The sequence below is a fragment of the Comamonas testosteroni genome (genome assembly GCF_000761245.1).
Taxonomy (GTDB): Bacteria; Pseudomonadota; Gammaproteobacteria; order Burkholderiales; family Burkholderiaceae_C; genus Comamonas; species Comamonas testosteroni_C.
This window is the reverse complement of the sequence record NZ_AWOR01000056.1, coordinates 19,282-37,576: the sequence shown is the minus strand read 5'-3', so window position 1 is coordinate 37,576 and position 18,295 is coordinate 19,282. Positions and strand designations below refer to the sequence as shown.

The window sequence follows — 18,295 nt, the reverse complement described above, 5'->3', positions numbered from 1 at the left end:
GTGCTAGTGCAGCGCGAATGCCAGGTACCTACTATCTCCTTATTCCATCAATCCAGCAGAAACAAGGAGAAGCCATGAGATTCGCAACCGCTTTGATTACAGGTGCCTCTGGAGGCATAGGGCTGGAGCTGGCTCGTATCCATGCACAAAAAGGCGGGGATCTCGTCGTCGTGGCCCGCTCGCTCGACAAGCTCGAATCCCTGCGACAGGAGTTGCAGGTACAGCATGGCGTAACCGTGCATGTGTTGGCCGAGGATCTCGCCGATCCGGCAGCGTCTGATCGTATCTTTGCGGCTACCGAGGCCCTGGGACTGTCCATTGACGTGCTGATCAACAATGCAGGTTTCGGCGGCCATGGCAAGTTTGTCGAACGTAGCCTCGGCGCTGAGCAAGCCATGATGCAGGTGAATATGGTGACGCTGACCAATCTGACCCATCATTATCTGAGGGGCATGGTGGCCCGCCGACGCGGGCGTATCCTGAATGTCTCGTCGACTGCATCCTTCATGCCTGGGCCGCTGCAGGCGGTTTACTACGCGACCAAGGCCTACGTGACATCGTTTACTCAGGCCGTTGCCGAGGAGGTTGGCGAGTATGGCGTGACAGCCACCGCTTTGTGCTCTGGAGCCGTTGCGACCGGCTTTGTTGCGGCCGGAGATCTGCAGGGCGTTGCCGTGTGGAAGAACGCCAAGTCTGCTGCGTCCGCGGCGCTTTGCGGCTATGAAGCGATGGAGCGCGGAGATTTGGTGGTCTTCAATGAAGGCAAGCTGCGTGTCATGCTTGACTGGATTTTGCCTTTGATGCCGCGCAGGGCGGTGTTGAAGTTGTCACGCCAAGCCATGGAGAAGGGCGCTTGATGAAGCAAGCTACGCGCTTCACTGTACATGCTGGCTGGCGGCTGATTCTCTCTGACATGGGCGTGGCGCCTGGCGACTTGCTGGCGCTGGCCGAGCTTCCAGCCGATCTGTTCAGCCGCAGGGACGCTGCGTTGTCACCGAGCGAGTACTTTCGTCTCTTTCACGGTCTGGAACAAATGGTGGGTGAGACGCAGTTACCGGTGCGGTTGGGTAGCGCGATTTCGGTCGAGGCCTTCGATCCATCAATTTTTGCGTGCTTGTGCAGTCCGAATCTCAATATTGCATTCATCCGGCTTGCCGCATACAAGCGGCTATGTGGTCCCATGGCGCTTGAGGTGTTTGTTGGTCAGGAATACACCGAACTGAGCTTTGAGTGCTATGGCTATGATCGCCCGCTGCCGCGCAGCCTGGGGGCCATGGAGATGGTTTTCTTCACCAAGCTGGCGCGTTTGGCCACGCGACATGCGGTCCGTCCGATCGAGGTGGAATTGGTAGCTTTGCCAAATTCGCCGCAGGCATGCGAAGCGTTTCTTGGCTGTGGCTTGCGCGAGGGCCGTCGTAATCGCATCCGCTTTTCTACAGAAGACGCTGCGAGGCCTTTCCTGACCGAGAACGTGGCCATGTGGCAGTTCTTCGAGCCCGAGCTTCAGGCCCGCTTGTCCAAGTTAGATGCAGAGGCCAGCATGCGCGAGCGCGTGCGCAGCGCACTGCTCGATATGCTGCCCTGTGGGCAGAGTTCCGTCGAGGAGATCTCGAGTCGCTTGGCGCTGAGCAAGCGGTCGTTGCAGCGACGTCTGGCCGATGAGTTGGTCAGCTATCAGGACGTGCTCAACGACACACGACAGGAGCTGGCCAGCTACTACTTGACTCGCTCAGCCATTACGCCGGGGGAGATAGCCTTTCTAATCGGCTTCCGCGACACCAATTCGTTTCTGCGCGCCTTCAAGGGCTGGACGGGAATCACTCCGGGCGAATACCGTAGCTCGCAGCATTCGGTGGCCTCGGTTGCGAGAGTCGCCATTCCTCGCTGAGCATAGTCCGCTTTGCACGCCGCGACTTTAGGACCTTGAGGCTGTGCCGATATGCCCGGCGATCAAAAGGGAGCAGGGGAGCGCACAAAGGCAGCCGGGCCCCGGTCGAAGTACACAAGCCCATCGACAAGGGTGACCACAGGCACCCATCCGGGGTGGACTGCTTCAGTAATGTAGTCACTGGCGCGGCCAGGCAGGATGCTCGCAGTGGGATAGCTTTTCAGCAGCAAGGCTTGAAATACAAAATTGTCTATCGCACTTCAGTGCAGCCGCAAAATCGTGCTAGTTCGCCAACGGCATTCTGCATCCCCTGGTGAAAAGCCGTGTCAGGCACCCAGCCCTGTTCTAAAAACTGGTTGTGCACATGAAAGCACGCAGCAATGCGGTCTGCCTTGCAGTCAATGCGCCCCACAAATTCGCCTTGCCACAGAATGGGCAAACAGAAATAGCCGTACTTGCGCTGGGCCTCAGGCATATAGCTTTCAAGTCGGTACTCAAAGTGAAACATCTGCGCCAAACGCTCCCGGTGAATCACCGCGTTGTCAAAGGGCGACAACAGGCGTACTTCAGCGCCTTTATTTGAAAGGCGTTCTGCTCGGGGCTTGGCAACAACAGCGTAGGTATCTGGATGAGCGGGGTCATTCAATCTATGCACAGCACCTTGCTCAAGACGCGCTCGCAACAGCTCTCGCATCGCATTGCGCAAAGGCCTTCCGGTACGCAAATGAAGAAGCTGGCCGAAGGTAAAGACACCATGCGCACGCATGGTGTTGTCCAGCAGATAGGCCGCCATTTCATCGACAGTAGGTTCTTGCTGATTAACGTCTGGAGAGAGCAACTGCTCCGGCAGCACATAAAGCTTCTCCATGCCGTTGCGCTCGCGAATCATCAAGTCGCCCTGCATGAACAACTTGTCGAGTGCTCTCCGACCCGGGCCATGGTCCCACCACACACCTTTGCCTTTGGTGCTTTCCTTCAGATCGCGTGTTTTCAGTATTCCTTCTCCTCGCACACGGGCAAGGATTTCCGCCATAAGAGCTTTATCGACGCTCCTGAAGTAGGGGCTCTCACCACGACGAAAGGAGAGCATGCGTGGCAACGCAAACCGGTAGTCGCGCATAGGCAAGTAAGCCGCTGCGTGAAACCAGTATTCGAATATTTTTCCAGCACTAGACAACTGATTGAGGTACTGCAGAGCATAGTCCGGCACCCGATTCCAGAGAACATGGTGATGTGCACGCTCCACAACGGACAGCGTGTCTATCTGCACGTAGCCCAGATGCTCAATCGCAGCCAAGGTACCAGCAAGACCCTTACTGAATTTCTTGCGCGCCCAGCCCTTGAGACGCTAGTGCAAGCTGTCGCCAGCGCATGTGCTGTATTGGAGCTGCCACGTTTTTTACTGATGAGGGTGCCCAGGGAACTGCTTCGCGTCATCACATATTTCGTACCAGTTCGGCTTTTCTTGCACGAATTCGTGAAAAAGGTTGCTGAGCGGCAATTCGTCGTCAAAGCAATTCGCTGCAACGGGGAACGATTCGCTGGTTGAGGTCACCTCGCCAAGTGCAGACCCGCAGCGAGAACAGAAGCAGCGGTTGTATTTGTAAGGGGCTTCCGGTTTGAATGTGGTGATGGAGTCAGCGCCAGAAAGTAACGTGAAGACATTACGCTTGACGAATACGAAGGTGCTGGCCCCTATCTTTCTGCAGCGGCTGCAATGGCATGTACCGATCATGGTCGGCAGGCTGGTGACTTCAAACTTCACCTCTCCGCAGCAGCAACTACCAGCGAACATGACTCATCTTTCATTCTGAATTTTATGCTGTATATTAATACAGTATTTCGTGAATGAGCAATGTTTTCTTTGGTTTGTTGCCCGTGATGGAATGTCAACTCTGGGTCGAAACTCTTGTCCGCTGCATAGCTGTAACACTTCATTGGGCTATCGCCCGTGTCGATTCCCGGATGACCGGTATGGGACGCTGCTTGCTAGGAAGCGTTGCGGACACGTGCAGTTGCAACCTTTCCTGAAAAGGTGGTCTGTCGTTGGAGGAATGGCTGGAGTGCCTGCATTTCAGGTTGGCGCCACGGCCTGACGCCAACGATGAGGCTGAACGGGCACTTTTTGCCAAGGGACTCAAAAGGCGGATCGCGGTGGCCTTGCTGCACTGGAGTGCTGCGGTTGGGTTACTGTCGGGAACCGATTTAGCTCTGCCCATTGCATGCCGCGCCGTTGGCCCTTTGTGCTCATTTAAAGATCTTCGGCAGTGTGTCCCACCTCGCTAGTTGCAACTGCCGAAGATGGCGTGCCTGCAGTCGGAACCATGGGCTGGGATTTTGTGAAGTATAAGTTGAGATAACTACCGGCTTATAAAAATCAAAAATTAAAAAATATTGATGCATTCAAAAAATGGGACTCCGTTTGAAGGTAATTTTTAATTGCTAAGTCCCTGTCCTTCAAAAGGAGGGCTCAGCATAATCTAGCTCTGTATGCTGAAAAATGACACTGGTTAGCTTGTTAGCTTGTTAGCTTGTTAGCTGGTTGCAGTCGATCAACTCAGCAAGGTCAAGGGCTGCTGCTACCCCCGGCAGTCATTGACCTTCGTCTTCCTAGTAGGCCCTTAAAGCTGTTACAGGCCAAGTGACAGCTTTCACATGCGTTGAAATAGTGCTGTCGACCCTTTGCTGTCATTGGCGCTTCGTCAACAAGCCTCTGTTGTGCAGCGATTCGCAAAATGCCTTCCACTAGAATAATTTCTAATCAATGGGTAACCCATGTGCATCATTATATTGTTTAGTATATGATTTTTTTAGATTTTCTATATGCCAAGTTATGGCTTCATTTTTTCTACTTTCAGCCTCCCTTGAGAATTCGGCAGCTAACAATATTTCTTCGGGATTACCGCCCTTTCTTAAGCATAGCTTTCTATAAATATCTCTTATTGTGACAATATTATCAATTGTAAAATTATCCGAGTATATGTTTACTTCTGTCTTGTGAAAAAATGAATTATCAGATAAATTTGCACTTCCAATGATTAAATGTCGAATCTCAGAAACGCATTCACCCTCTAAATCTTCCAGGTCTTCTAACTCATCTGATATTATTGAGAATAATTTTCCATGATATCCTGGATAGGTGTAAAAATTAATTCTATTGGATATTTCTTGCATCGCGTCACCTATCTTTCTAAATTTGATGTCGAAAATAGATTTTCTCTCTAAGTCTTCAATTATTAACTCATGTTCTTTTAGGTTTTTTACAATGTCGGATGTGAGTTTCTCTATGTAATCGAAGACGCCGGAATTCTCAATTTTCAGTTTTCCACTCTCTAATTTATCAATTGTGTATTCGCCGTTCATGGCACTTAATAGTAAATTTTTCTTTCTATCTTGGTGTAACCCAATAACCATAGTTAATGTGCGTTTTTTATTTTTATTAAGCCACTCTGCAATATTTCTCCCTAGACCATCTACATAACCAGTATAGCCATAAGCTAAGAATAAATGACGACCACCATCATATTCTTCTTGAAGAATGTTTTCTATTTTCTTTAATTTCTCAGTGGCGCTTAAAATTATCATTTTCTCTCCTTAAAAATATCATTTTAATAGTTTTTAATAAAATGTAAATACCTTATTTTTCATCTAATATTTTGAAATATAAAAAATTGATAATTATTTTATTTTTGGAGTGATGATTTTATATTGAGATGCGTCGATAGAGCAGAGAATATTTGGCTTGGTGAGCAAAAAATAACAGATGACTTACCTTTATATTAATCTCTATTCGTATTCAATTTTTTGCATTTTATGCAGGAATTGTTGCATGAATAGATGTTTCGTAGCTTTGGGACTCCAAGGTTGATTAAGCTTCAATAGGCTGGTTGTCGCACCACTAACCACACGCAGCACAAAACATCATTAAAAGCTTTAAGTTCGCATAGATCTGAATTGACCTGCGGTTCTTAAATGGCTTTCCAACAGGCTTGGCATACGCGCACGGACAACGATCTCGCATTGTCTTGGCTTCGCCAGGTCGTGTTGAACGACTGTGCGCCCAATAAGGGTGGTTAGAAAACGGTGCTACCTGAAGTTTCGCGTTGTCCCGCACCTTGGCATTCCGGCTTGCCTGTGAATGTGGGCGGCTCAGCGGTTGCGTACCGTTGTGCCATTCCGGCCGGGCCAAGCGCTTCGGCGACCATGCAGCATTGCACGCTGCGATGCAGAGCTGCTGCTCTGAGATACTCGGCGTTTTAGGTATGGGTAACCGCAAGTTCTGATAGGAGAGGCGGCCTTCTACCGACCTCTTGACCGTCGAAGCCATGCCTATCTCTGCTCCACCGACCATCGACACGACCAACCTGCTGACTATCTTGGGACTTGTGGCTGCAGCATGGGCGGTCATCTCTCCCAACGCAAAGCTCAGCTTTCGCTTGTGTATGACACGCTTTGACTGGCTGATCTTCACTGTGATCGTTGGAACAATTCATGTCTTGGTATTCGAAGACGTCTTGCGCGCACTGGGCGCTTACCCCGATCTCGGGCCCTGGCGCTGGGGGTTGGACAAGAACGGTGCGATCTACTTGCTGTTCTTGACGCTAACAGCATTTGTCTTTGTGCGATCACGCACCTTTCGGCTTAGCGATAGGAAGCTGCCACTGTTTGAGCAGCTAACAACGTCTTTGCTCCATTCTCGAAAGTTCGCCGAACTTGGTGAATTGCTCACCCAACATCTTGATGAGCTGGTCGCGACCAGCCAGGTTGCGCATTACCGCTCAAAACTGGCCAGGTGGGTTGCACCGAGTTCTGAGAGTCAGCTTGAAGTCCTTGCGCTACAACGCGCCAACGGGCCAGGCAAAGGCTCAGAGCCGATAGAAAGCACAGCGCACAGATGGCGGATGCGCTTGGCACAGGCGATCAGCAACGAGCAAGGTGCCGACGCCAGCAAGCGCGCGATCCTAAAGAAGCTTCTTTCTTCACACGATCTAGTGACCTACCTTGCGCTAGCCCATCCGTACCTCTGCCTTCCTGCAATGAAGCGTCTTACCGCGATCGTTGAGGACTTTCAGGACGTGTACTTCCAGGCACTTCTAGCCCACACTTCGAGCGTATTTTTCACGGAGATCCGCAACAGCCGGAACTTACGTGAAGGCAGTCGTTTGTATCTTCCCCCCGAGAGTCGACTTCTAAACTTCTATTGCAAGGACGTGGGGATCGCTGCCGACCTAGGCGTGTACTCCTCTGTAGGAGAGGCAATTTTGATGCGCCTTGAGTCTGATGACGGACTTGCACATAACCTCAACAAACCGCTGCTGAGGTACCAAGAAAATGGGAGGTCTAGTTGCCCGATCTACAGCGGAATTTACTTCTTCAGGATTATGGTGTTGGAAGGCCTCTATCAACGAGTCCCAGACCATCTTTGGCTTCACTACGTCACACATGTAGTCGACAGGATTCTTTCAAAGATGCGACCGGTGGAGGCCGACGACGCGAATCATGAATTCGCAACCCCGTTTAGCTATTTGCTGTACTGCGTTGTGGCCGTCACTTGTGACTGGATAGAGGATGCCCTCCGAGTCGCTGATGAAGGGTTGGCCCATTCACCAGACCTTAAGGCTGGACACCACGCGTACATCTCTTTTCAGGCAACTGAGGCACTGGGCGGTGTGATGCGGAGTGTGCTGTCCTCAGACAAGTTATCAGAGCGCTTACAAGTTGAGTTGCTACAGTGCATCTTGTTCATGCTGCGGCGCCTCACACGCAAAGCCCATTTGGCACCGCTTGCTCGTTCAGTTGCGGCCCACCTCATGAACCCATATGGTTTAGGGCTGAACACGAATCACATCGATACGCTTGATCGCATCTACGCGAGGCAGGACTATTCCCTCAGAGACGAAACGCAAGTATTTGCAAGCACTCTCGCGGCCGCGAAGGATGCCCTTGCGAGAGGAGCGCGCTTTGTCGTCCATCAAGAGTGACTACATCACTTGGTCAGAGGGCCCTCTCAAGGCAGTTATGCGCGCTGCCTTCATGGCACGACGACCCGTAATGCGTATTCCGGTTGGATTGACCGCCTGTGCCGGTTGCGACTTACCAGTCCGCTGGTGGCGACCGACTGAGCTCAGCCAGATGCAGTTCTTGGAGGTGCTTGCGCACGAGACTGCGTCAAGCTGATTGGAGACAATTCAGTGGAATTTATGAGACGGCTGCGCGCCCAGTTGGGTCAAAATCAGCGATTAAAATTTCCATTTATTTCTCAAAAGTGATTATGGCCATTTCCGACGTCGATTTCAAAGTTCTATGGGGCCGGGCGGCTGGGTTTTGTTCCAATCCTGATTGCCTCGACGACCTAACCATAGTAATTAAGACGAAAAACTATAATATTGGAGAAATGGCCCACATTATTGCTAAAAAAGAGAATGGGCCTAGAGGAATCAAAGGTGTCTCAGATGATTCTTATCATAATTTAATACTGCTCTGCCCAACTTGCCACACACACATTGACAAGGCCCCAAAGGGCACATTCACTGAAGATGAAATACTCCAATGGAAAGAGGGTGCAGAGAAACGGCGAAGCAGTGGATTCTCTCTTAGTGAAAAATTCTTGTTGGAAGATATATTCGAGCTTGCGTATAATGCATTTCATCTTCAGAATAACGTAAATTGCCTTAAGGATAAAAGATATATTCTTGATGAAAACTGGTTTAAGTTCTTATTCCAGTGTGTTAACAGAATTAAGTTTCATTCAAAGCCTTTGGGTAAGTTTGATGTTTTTTCTGAAGAAATAGAACATGCCTATGAATGCTTGCAAGCATACGGGAAAAACTCCGAAAACTCACACAGTGCTTTGTGGTACGCAGTTTGTAAGTTAAATGGGAAAATTAAAAGAGAATTCACTAAAGATAAAGAGAAAAAGGTTGTTTATTTTTCGGAGTCTATGGCAAACTTTATTTACTTCGACTTGTTGAGAGAAGATGCTCTAGCGTCCACTTTCTCTATGAGTGATAGCCAAAAGAATAAGATTTTCAGTGAGTGTGAGTTAGTGAAAGATATATTTCTTGATGCTGCAGTCAGAATTTCAGAAGACTCAAAAGATGTTGATGGCATCAAACGGCTTGTAGAGAATTACTCTGATGATGAGCGCCACGATGCTATTTACAAAGCCGCTGCTCATGTAGTTAATAAAATTGGCATTTAGAGGCCTGAGTTCATAATCAAAAGATTGAGGCAGTGCAAGCGTGAATGCAATTTGCGGTAATTGCAGAAGGCCGCCCTTTGCATTTGGCGAAAAGAGTCATGGCCAGATCGCAGTTATGCGCCCTTGTGCCGCCAGACCTTGACCGACGAGATCAGCAGTATCAGGACAAACATCGGCAGCAACACTGCATCATGCACAACACCCAACAGCAGCCCGCCAATCCAGGCGCCGCACAGCGAGCCCAGTGCCATGACCACCACACAGTTCTTCTGTGCCTTGAGCACGGCAAAGCTGCCGTCGCGGCTGTAGCGGGTGAAATCCACGATCATGGTGGGCAACGACACCGCCAGGGGCAGGCTGCTGGCCAGCCTGATGTCGGCCCCGAACAGAATGACCAGCGTGGGGATCAGCAACTCGTCGCCCGCCACGCCCAGGATGGATGCCACCACTCCGATGTCGAAGCGAATCTTGGAAAAGTCGGAGGACTTCTTACTCGCTCCTTGAGCTGCTGGCGCGTTTCACAAGGAAATCGACGATGGCATGACGCCCATGGTCCACTCCAACCCACAGGGCGTCATACCTTTCGAAAGCGGAAGACTGCATCAGCACCAAGTCTGGGTTTCCCCCATGGTCGATCAAAGATTTGAAGATGTCTATGTCGCCGACCTGTGCAGCGAACAGCGTCGGGGTCCATTCAGCCAAGTGATGCGGTTCGACCTTGTAGCGTCGGTTGGCGTTGGCACCACATTTCAGTAGCGTGCCCATTGGGGTCAAGGATGTTTTTGAAACCAAGGACATGCCAACCCAGATGGGGTGCGAGGCTTACAGGGGGCACTTTCCTAGGCGGGATAGTGCTTTGATACAAGCATTGCGGGATGCTGGAGCAATCATTCTGGGCAAAACCGTTACAACGGAGCTTGCGCAGACACAACCAGGTCCTACGACCAACCCCTTCCATCCTGACCATACCCCAGGCGGATCTTCATCGGGTTCTGCTGCTGCTATTGCAGCTCGAATGGTGCCTGTCGCCATCGGCACCCAGCTAGTTGGCTCCGTGATTCGTCCTGCGAGCTACTGTGGAAGTTTTGCTCTGAAGCCAACACAAGGTGCGATCAACCGTGGTGAGCTACAAGAGCAGTCTCAATTGACGGCTGGCGTGCTTGCGGGCTCGCTCCAAGACATGTGGCTAGTTGCCAAAGCGATCACAAGTCGTGTCGGTGGAGATCCGGGCTTTCCTGCACTCTATGGACCGGACACACCTCCACCCGCAAGCATGCCTTCTCGGCTCGCTGTGTAGGATGGCGGTTGCTTTGCTGCAATGGACGAGGTTTCTCGCAGCGCATTTGAGACGTTGCTTGTAGCTCTCCAGGAGCTCGGTGTCGAAATCATTCGAGCCAAAGATCTCCCACTGCTACAAGAGCTTGAAGCCAGCGTGGCGAATGCCAGGCCGGTATCTGCTGACATAGGCAACTATGAGGTGCGTTGGATCCAGAAGAATCTTAACGCGATGTACCCTGGAAAGCTGAGCGATCGTGCTGTTTCGCGATATTTGAACGCGCTGCACCTGACCCAGGAAGACTACCGCAGACGGTTGAAAGAGCGTGAGGCCATGCAGAGAGCGCTGGCAAATCTGGCTCATCATGTTGATGCGCTAATCGCGCCCTCATCTCCTGGTGTAGCGCCAGTCTGGAAGGGTGATATTCCCGGGGAACCCCTTTCGTCGCTACCAACAGGTGATTCAGTTGCTAATGCCGCGACATCGGCAATAGGCGCTCCCTGTGTCACCGTCCCGTTGATTGCAATAAATGGCTTTCCAATGGGGGTTCAAGTAATCGGATTTAAGAATATGGATGCTCGTGTGGCGAGCTATGCCAGCTGGCTGCAGAAGTCAGTTTCTCCAGTTATAGCCTAGTCAAGTAGCTTAAAAGATATATAGGGCTATGTGATCTTCATCTCAGGGGATTTAACCCTGGAGTGATATTTTATTAACTAGACAAATTTCCACTGATAGACAGGAATTAGCCATGGTAACTCGTCGTCAAGCAATATTCACGGGAGCAGCCTCAATCGCGATTGCTGCAGCAAAGCCTGCAATCGCCAAAGAATACCCCGCGCGCCCTCTCAAGATCATTGTGCCTATTGCGGCAGGTGGATCGAATGACTTCATGGCTCGAATGCTAGCCGACCAACTAGCCCCTCGCATCGGACAACCCATTGTGGTTGAGAATCGCCCAGGAGCAGGCGGAAATTTAGGTGGTAATGCAGTGGCAAAGTCCCCGGCAGATGGGTACACATTGCTGCTCGCATCCACGAGTGTACTTTGTGGAAACAAGTGGCTGTATGGATCTAATGTGCCTTTTGATCCTCTGAAGGAATTGGCTCCTGTTACTCGTTTGGCACAGAGCACTATTATGCTTGTAGTTAATGCATCGAAAGGCTGGCGCACTTTGGATGATCTAATTGCTTACGCTAAGAAAAATCCTGGTCGCTTAACGATGGGCTCATCTGGTACGGGAACTATTAGCCACCTTTATATGGATTTGTTGACTAAAAAGGCAAATATTTCTGCTGTTCATGTTCCTTATCGTGGAGGTTCGCAAGCAATTACGGACCTTCTCGCTGGTTCGATTGACATGATGTTTGATGCTATTCCGATTAATCTCCCATATTTGAGGGAAGGGCGCTTTAGAGCGTTGGCGGTTGGAAGTGCTTCCCGCGTGACTGGTGTCCCCGAAATTGCTAATGTTCCAGGGATGAGCGAGGCCTTGCCTGGGAGTGGAATTGATGCCAGAAACTGGTATTCAATTACTGTTCCTGCTGGTACACCTCAGTCGGTTATTCAGTATCTGAATCGAGAACTAAATACTGTGATGAGCAATCCCGCCTTTGCGCAACGACTTAAGTCTCAATCTATCGATCCAATCACGGATAAAAGTCCGGATGATCTTTTGAGGTACTGGAAGGAACAAGAAAAACTTTGGAAGACTTTGGTCGAGCAGTCAGGAGCTAGTGCAACCTAAAACACCCTAGATGTGGTAAGGAATGTCCACGCAAGCTCCAGTGCGCTCAAGTGCTAGGGCTTGCTGGTCCATCAAACCGACAGGTGGGAGTGATCCGCGGTAAAAAACTTGACGAATTCAAACCCACCATCAACACGCATTTTCGATTCAACATCGTCGACCGAATACCGAGCAATGCAAGTAGTCCGAAGGATGCTGAGTCGCTCGGTTGAAATTTGGCGACTATGCACTTATGTTTGGTAAAAGGCGAGGTTCTGTAGTTTCTTGGAAATTACCATTTTTATTATAGCCAATGAAGCCAAATTTTGCTTTATCCTTTAATGCTTTTACTTCTGACTCAACCGCTTGGCTCATAGATGCTTGAACCTTCTGGTGTAGATTGAACATTTCTTCATTAGTTTCCTTTATGGTTTTTTCCAGAGCTTCTAATGCCGTGCCAAGTACAGGAATTTTTGCTAGCTCTGCCCACATATAATTTTTTAGGAAACTCATAAGAAACTCCCATGCACTATTTATTGCGAAGTACGATCCATCCTTACTCGCTTTGAAAGTTGCAATCAATTTCCCTAGAGCCTTTATCATAGTGACGCTGTCTATTTCACCACTTTGCTCTATTTCTTCAAGAATTTTTACTATTTGATTAAATAGATCTGGAAGGCGACTTTCATTTTTGTAGTGCTCGAAAATTGAATCAAAATCAAATGCAGATTCGTCGTCTTTTTCAAATTTCCAGCGATGACTCTCTATCTGGCTTTTTACCTTAATTATTCCACTTAATAAGTCAAAACTGGAGTGGGCTCCTTGCAAGAAATGTCCTAGATATATAATGGTGTTCGTAAGCCAGTCTGGGACATCAGAATTTGAGAGGGTCGCTTTGAGATCTTTAGATGCTTGTAGCATATTCTCAGCAACAACTTTCTTTCTATCCGGATTCTCAGCAGACAAAGCGCGGAGTAGATTATTTAATTCACTAACGAGCTGTGAATGCTTTTGATTTAATAATCTAAGATAAAACTGGAGACTTTCATTTTTGGCCATTATTTTTATGTGAACCCTTCTGCAATAAAAAGTTGGTGAGTCTAATTTGGAATTATTGCGGGCAATGCATGGAAAAATCTTGATGAATTGCTAGATATGATAATGCAAGAGCCGATGATGTATTAATTGGAAGATCTAAATCTAATAAATTGATATCCGCGATAAATGACATGATCTGGCGAATGGGTGTAGCTACTTTAATGAGCATGGCATCCATGCCCATAAGTTTGTCAGTGATGGGCGGCATAGGCGGCTGACACAACAGATCGACAATAACTGCGCTCGCGTACCTGATTAGCGGTATCCACTTTTGCTTTGATGTCGTACGTCGCGGTACTGTCGTTCGCGACGAGTCACAAACATGGTACAGCTCAGATCTGCGCGAGCACGGTCAGTGCTGAGAAGAACGTCTGAATGTCCACCGGAACCTCATTTTGTGCGAGGTTCTTGGCGACATCCTCTCTTGTCACGCTGAAGTTCTTGAGGACTGAGTCACCGCTGATGAAGATCTCCTTGCCATGCGCGTCACGAATAGCCGGAGCTACGTCGCTGGGAGTCGGGTCTGCCGGGACGACCAAGGCGTGCTTGGCGAAGAAGGCCACGACGTCTACTTCAGGACAGCCGGCGGCGCGAGCGATCGCTGCTACGCATAGCAGGTGGTTCTCGATATGCCTTCTACGCCACTTCATGGCGGTAAAGTTGGCTTCCTTCGAGAGGTACGACTTATCGAGAAGATTTGCCGCGACAGTTGCGTCCGGCTCATCATCACGGTCGCGGATGCTGATGGCTTTGAGCCCAGGTATTTCAGACAGAAGCTGCCGATAGAGCTGCAGCCGCTCGCCCGCAGATCCAGTCCAATACCACGGAACGATGTTCTTCGGCCAAACGAAGTTTGCCTGTTGGGCAATTAACTGGAGGAATCGCCAATCGCTCTCTGCCTCCAAGATGAGCATCCGCTTGTGCTCCATAAGCAAGTGAAGGGTAGGTGTATGGATCGTCCCGATACCTCCCAGGACCTTGACCTTCCCAACATCCTCTTGAAGATATTTTGCCTTGCGGTCCGCTACAGCAAGAATCTTATTGTGGTCATAAAAGCGGATGAGTTCAGGAGAGTGGGTCGCCATTAGCACTTGCTTGTTGCGGACTTTGGCGACATGCGCAAGGGACATCAGTAGTTCCTTCTGCAAAGTCGCGTTCAGATGGGCGTCGGGCTCATCAAGCAGCACAACGTCAACGTCTGGTGATAGCGCAAGTGCGTAGACACTCAACCATTGGAGAAAGCCGCTACCTTCGACCATGAGGTCTCGTGGTGTGTATTTTGGAAATCGGGTGAACTTGTCACCCTTGAGTTCGCCTTTTGCGCTCTCAACGCGGATGTAGCTGTGAAATCGCTCGTTGAAGGGTACTAGCTTAAGATCGGTTGCAAAAATTGATTGCATGGTTCGCTGAAGGATCTCCCACGGATCATTCTCTCGAAGCCACTTTAGTGACGAGCTTTTCAGCTTTGTTCCGTCGCCTCGCAAGCGCACTCGCTCCCTCTTGTTGTGTTCGTGCAAGTCGAACAATACGTTGCGAATCACCCCGCCTGACAGGCCTTGTCCAATCAGGCGCTCTCGCATTGCAGGCGTCAGTCGTCCTTCGCGATCGGTAATTCCTGCAAATGGAGGCAGATAACCCACGCGGGGAACGTTGCCCTCTACCGCATCCCCGTTTGGATGGGCAATCTCGGCGGGCAGCAAGTTGGTTGAGGTTGTCCTAACAAAAAGTCTGTCGTTGGCTTGCGAGAGTCCAATTTCTAAGTGTCGCTCTTGTCCGTCGATGAGATTCCAATAAACGCCGATCTTCAACGTGTAGCCGTCGGGTTCCTTGTCTTTGTTGGTCTTTAGGTTCGTCCAAAGGTGCGTCAGCGACGGTATCTGCATCGGCGTGAAGTCCGCGATGCCCATGCCTAACCCTGTCTTCGCCTTAGTCTGCAACCAGCTAGATCGACCCTTTTCGATTTCGAGCATAGTTTTGCAAAACTGCCACGTCGCAAGCGCCTGAAGGATGGAAGACTTGCCAGAGTTATTGCCCCCAACGACGAGTGATAGGCCTTGCTCGAGTTCAATCTCCGCGTCGCGGAATTGCTTAAAGCGGTGCAATGTGATTTTTTTGATGTGCATGTGATCTCCTGGGTACCACTTTACCTGCCCTAAGTCGCAGGCAGAGCCGCAGCCTGGCTCAGGTTGTCACGTCCCAGCAGTAAGAGCGCTGCATCAGCGTTCGAGCTAGGAGTGCATTTCCATCCGAGGGGGACTTCAACACTGCTAAAGCCTTGGATTGCTAAGGTGTTTCGACAAGCACTGCTTGACTTTTTAACCTACCAAAGGTAACTTACCAATGGTAAGTTGTGAAGTTTGCCTACAAAGCTAAAGTCAACTAGGAGTAGATGGTTTATGAAAAGATTCGATCTGATAGTTATTGGCGCTGGTGCGGGAGGTCTAAATAGCGCAAGGGCCGCTGTGGCACTTGGCAAGCAGGTAGCACTCATTGAGCGCTACAAGCCGGGTGGAGAATGTACCTGGGCAGGGTGCATCCCAAGCAAGGCACTCATACAAATGGCAAAAGACATCACAGTCGCTCGCAAGTTCGCTGACATCGCTGTTGATAGTCGCGCTGTCATGCGTAAGGTTCGCGAGTTGATTGAGTCGGCGCATCAAGGCGAGTCGGTTTCAACTTTGATTGATGCTGGCATTCATTATGTTCAAGGCGATGCACGCTTCATCAACGCGAATTGCGTGGATGTCGATGGCCAGCGCATTGAAGCAGACGCTGTCATTCTTGCTACTGGCTCGTCAGCTGCAATCCCGGCTATACCCGGTATCGATTCAGTTGCGTATCTGACGAACGAGAGCATTTTTCAACTCGATAAACTTCCAAAAAGCTTAGTTGTACTGGGGGGAGGGGCCATCGGCGTTGAGCTGTCGCAAGCGCTGCAGCGGCTGGGTGTGGGCGTAACTTTAGTAGAGAGAGCTAACTCCTTGCTCCCTCGTGAAGATGGAGAGTTGGCAGATATCGTGAGTCAACAACTCGTTGCTGATGGTGTTTGCATACGTACATCTAGTACTGCAACGCAAATAACTGAAGAAGGGACTGGAGTCCTTGTTCGGATGGATTCACCTAACGGATCTACGGAAGTACGCGCAGAAGCTTTGTTGGTGGCGTTAGGCCGGCGCGCAAATGTCGGTGCCATCAACCTTGAGGCTGTTGGCGTTGAGCACAACGAGCAAGGTATTTGCGTCGATGAATTTTGTCAGACCTCGGTTCCTAACATCTACGCAGTCGGCGATGTAGTTGGTCCATACCTTTTTTCTCACACGGCAGGTCACCAAGCACGTCAAGTAATCCGAAATCTTTATGGCAAGGTTCTTGAGCCTGTGTGCATGGACGGTGTTGCTTGGTGCACATTTTCTGAGCCGGAGTTCGCACGTTCAGGTCTTACAGAGGAGCAGGCTCGTCAGAAGCGCGGGGATGGAGTCGAGGTGTTTGTTGCGAGCTATGAAGATCTGGACAGAGCTGTTGTTGATCAGAAAACTGTGGGGAGAGCCAAAGTAATCTGCGATGCACAGGGCTTTCTCTTGGGCGCCAGTATCGTCGGTGAACGGGCTTGTGAATTGCTCGGTGAGTTACAGGTTATGCAACAACACGCGGTTCCTCTGCAGTCCTTAGCTCGTACTATTCATCCTTATCCAGGATATAGCGAATTGCTGTTCTCACTAGGCTTAGATGCTGCGGAACGGATCCCAACATAATTGCATAGTAACGGCCAAAACAATGAGTAAGTCAATGGTGAGTAGACCACAGCGGATGACAAAGGATGAGCGGCGTGAGCAACTGCTTCAGGTCGCAGACGAAATCGTCCAAGCACAGGGAACTGATGCACTTACGCTCATTACTTTGGCCGAGCATGCAGGCGTCAGCAAGCCAATCACCTACGAACATTTTTCGACACGGGAAGGTCTTCTCAGCCAACTCTATCGCCGTTATGACGACAAAGTGATTGCTGCGACAAGAGCGGCTATAGATGACAAGGTTAAGTCGCTTCCAGAGGCCGCACGAATTGCGGTAGAGGCCTATATTGAGTGTGCGGTGACTGTTGGTCCTACATACGAGGCCATCGTTGCCGCGCTTCATGCTTACCCAGGTCAAGAAGCCTTGTGCAACAGAATTCGGGATAGCTTTGTAGAGGCCTATATGGCTATCCTGGAACCTTTGAGCAATGTGTCTTCGACGAACTCAAGGTTGCGATTCATCGCATTGTTTGGCGCGGTAGATGCAGTGGCACGTGCTGTGATGTTGAAAGAGGTAAACCAAGAAGTGGCGGTAAAGCTATTAACCGAGATGATTGTAGGTACGCTTGACTGCGGGGACTAGCTATCGAGGTAAGCTGATGTGCGCTGCACTGACTGAGGGTGCTTGAGTTGAACAGCGGCGATATGAGGATGTGGATTCTTCTGACCTATGCAACGCATTCGTTAAACATCTCAGCCGCTGTTATACACCCTAAGGTTTTTCTGAGCCGCACATTTACGCCCCTCGCAATTGGTCCGCATCATTGCGCAAGTAGCGAGAGAGATCCCTGCCCTTGGGGAGGTACTGCCTGAGTGGGCCATTGGCGTCTCATTCGTACTGCTCTGTCAAGGGTTCTGCGGGCACAGAGTTAGACTTCGATGCCGAGTTCGTACACGCGGAACCCCGGCATCAGTTCTATAAGTGGACCGGTGCGTAGCTAGTCGTGAATTAGGCAGTTGGGCTGGAGAATTACCCCTTGATCGACCAGCGGCGTTTGGAGAGCCGGTAAATGCGTATTCCGCTCCAGCTGACCGCCTGCACCGGTTGTGGCTGACCAGGCCGGTCGTGACCGACTGAATTCGGCCAGAAGCTGTCGTCCGATGCTAGGCCGCGAACGGCAGGTCTAGACTGATCTGAGTCATTCACGATCCAATGTTTGAGCGGCAGCAACCTCCAACACCAGTCATTGAACGACGCAGATCCTGAGCAGCCGCTGCACCTACGGAACCGGCCGCTCGCTTACGCGGTTTGCCGTGTATGGGCTGAGCGACTGCTTCTGCGCGCCGCAACAGCCTCGGTCGCTCTGAGTTGTCTTTT

General features: G+C 50.3%; 15 protein-coding genes and 2 pseudogenes. 8 read left to right on the top strand and 9 right to left on the bottom strand.

Annotated features, from left to right (window positions below; genetic code table 11):
• Positions 1-17 precede the first annotated feature (17 nt).
• Together P353_RS16165 and P353_RS16160 are read left to right on the top strand one after the other, a co-directional pair.
• On the top strand, positions 18-857 hold the full coding sequence (locus P353_RS16165) for an SDR family NAD(P)-dependent oxidoreductase (RefSeq protein WP_232776571.1): 840 nt from the start codon (positions 18-20) through the stop codon (positions 855-857).
• Positions 857-1,888, top strand: a complete 1,032-nt coding sequence (locus tag P353_RS16160) for an AraC family transcriptional regulator (protein ID WP_034371528.1) — start codon at positions 857-859, stop codon at positions 1,886-1,888. Before P353_RS16165 ends, P353_RS16160 begins: the two co-directional genes overlap by 1 nt.
• 250 nt (positions 1,889-2,138) lie before the next feature.
• Here P353_RS16160 and P353_RS28275 read toward each other — a convergent pair whose 3' ends face one another.
• The 3 genes from P353_RS28275 to P353_RS29265 form a co-directional block, all read right to left on the bottom strand.
• Positions 2,139-3,185 (bottom strand): winged helix-turn-helix domain-containing protein, encoded by a 1,047-nt coding sequence (locus tag P353_RS28275; protein WP_113707727.1) that lies wholly within the window; start codon positions 3,183-3,185, stop codon positions 2,139-2,141.
• A 102-nt stretch (positions 3,186-3,287) separates the two neighbouring features.
• Positions 3,288-3,683, bottom strand: coding sequence for a GFA family protein (locus P353_RS28270; protein WP_034371525.1), 396 nt, complete (start codon positions 3,681-3,683; stop codon positions 3,288-3,290).
• A gap of 962 nt (positions 3,684-4,645) precedes the next feature.
• Complete coding sequence (locus P353_RS29265) at positions 4,646-5,473, bottom strand: hypothetical protein (protein ID WP_157839610.1); 828 nt, start codon at positions 5,471-5,473, stop codon at positions 4,646-4,648.
• A 725-nt stretch (positions 5,474-6,198) separates the two neighbouring features.
• Here P353_RS29265 and P353_RS16145 point away from each other — a divergent pair.
• Positions 6,199-7,869, top strand: coding sequence for a hypothetical protein (locus tag P353_RS16145; protein WP_034371522.1), 1,671 nt, complete (start codon positions 6,199-6,201; stop codon positions 7,867-7,869).
• Between the two features lie 170 nt (positions 7,870-8,039).
• Positions 8,040-9,089 carry an HNH endonuclease signature motif containing protein gene (locus P353_RS27575; protein ID WP_157839609.1) on the top strand — a complete coding sequence of 350 codons (1,050 nt, stop codon included), beginning with the start codon at positions 8,040-8,042 and terminating at the stop codon, positions 9,087-9,089.
• A 113-nt stretch (positions 9,090-9,202) separates the two neighbouring features.
• Here P353_RS27575 and P353_RS16135 read toward each other — a convergent pair whose 3' ends face one another.
• Complete coding sequence (locus P353_RS16135; RefSeq protein WP_232776570.1) at positions 9,203-9,535, bottom strand: TSUP family transporter; 333 nt, start codon at positions 9,533-9,535, stop codon at positions 9,203-9,205.
• A 43-nt stretch (positions 9,536-9,578) separates the two neighbouring features.
• Positions 9,579-9,854, bottom strand: coding sequence for a hypothetical protein (locus P353_RS16130; RefSeq protein ID WP_052084893.1), 276 nt, complete (start codon positions 9,852-9,854; stop codon positions 9,579-9,581).
• Positions 9,855-9,885: 31 nt separating this feature from the next.
• Between P353_RS16130 and P353_RS29960 the strand changes: the two are divergent.
• Together P353_RS29960 and P353_RS28255 are read left to right on the top strand one after the other, a co-directional pair.
• Positions 9,886-11,001 (top strand): annotated as a pseudogene (locus tag P353_RS29960) (amidase family protein).
• Between the two features lie 112 nt (positions 11,002-11,113).
• Complete coding sequence (locus tag P353_RS28255; protein ID WP_080750577.1) at positions 11,114-12,109, top strand: Bug family tripartite tricarboxylate transporter substrate binding protein; 996 nt, start codon at positions 11,114-11,116, stop codon at positions 12,107-12,109.
• A 222-nt stretch (positions 12,110-12,331) separates the two neighbouring features.
• On the opposite strand, the gene P353_RS16120 is transcribed toward P353_RS28255, so the two are convergent.
• The 3 genes from P353_RS16120 to P353_RS16115 all read right to left on the bottom strand — a co-directional run bounded on the left by P353_RS16120 (position 12,332) and on the right by P353_RS16115 (position 15,309).
• Positions 12,332-13,147 carry a hypothetical protein gene (locus tag P353_RS16120; protein WP_034371516.1) on the bottom strand — a complete coding sequence of 272 codons (816 nt, stop codon included), beginning with the start codon at positions 13,145-13,147 and terminating at the stop codon, positions 12,332-12,334.
• Between the two features lie 52 nt (positions 13,148-13,199).
• Positions 13,200-13,394, bottom strand: coding sequence for a hypothetical protein (locus tag P353_RS29260; RefSeq protein ID WP_157839607.1), 195 nt, complete (start codon positions 13,392-13,394; stop codon positions 13,200-13,202).
• 124 nt (positions 13,395-13,518) lie between these two features.
• Positions 13,519-15,309 carry an AAA family ATPase gene (locus P353_RS16115; protein ID WP_052084891.1) on the bottom strand — a complete coding sequence of 597 codons (1,791 nt, stop codon included), beginning with the start codon at positions 15,307-15,309 and terminating at the stop codon, positions 13,519-13,521.
• 273 nt (positions 15,310-15,582) lie between these two features.
• Between P353_RS16115 and P353_RS16110 the strand changes: the two genes are divergently transcribed.
• Positions 15,583-16,938, top strand: coding sequence for a dihydrolipoyl dehydrogenase family protein (locus P353_RS16110; RefSeq protein ID WP_052084890.1), 1,356 nt, complete (start codon positions 15,583-15,585; stop codon positions 16,936-16,938).
• 34 nt (positions 16,939-16,972) lie between these two features.
• Complete coding sequence (locus P353_RS16105) at positions 16,973-17,560, top strand: TetR/AcrR family transcriptional regulator (protein WP_034371513.1); 588 nt, start codon at positions 16,973-16,975, stop codon at positions 17,558-17,560.
• 85 nt (positions 17,561-17,645) lie between these two features.
• Here the strand turns inward: P353_RS16105 and P353_RS30340 are convergent.
• Positions 17,646-17,806: pseudogene (locus tag P353_RS30340) on the bottom strand (IS30 family transposase); the annotation flags it as partial.
• Positions 17,807-18,295: the final 489 nt, after the last annotated feature.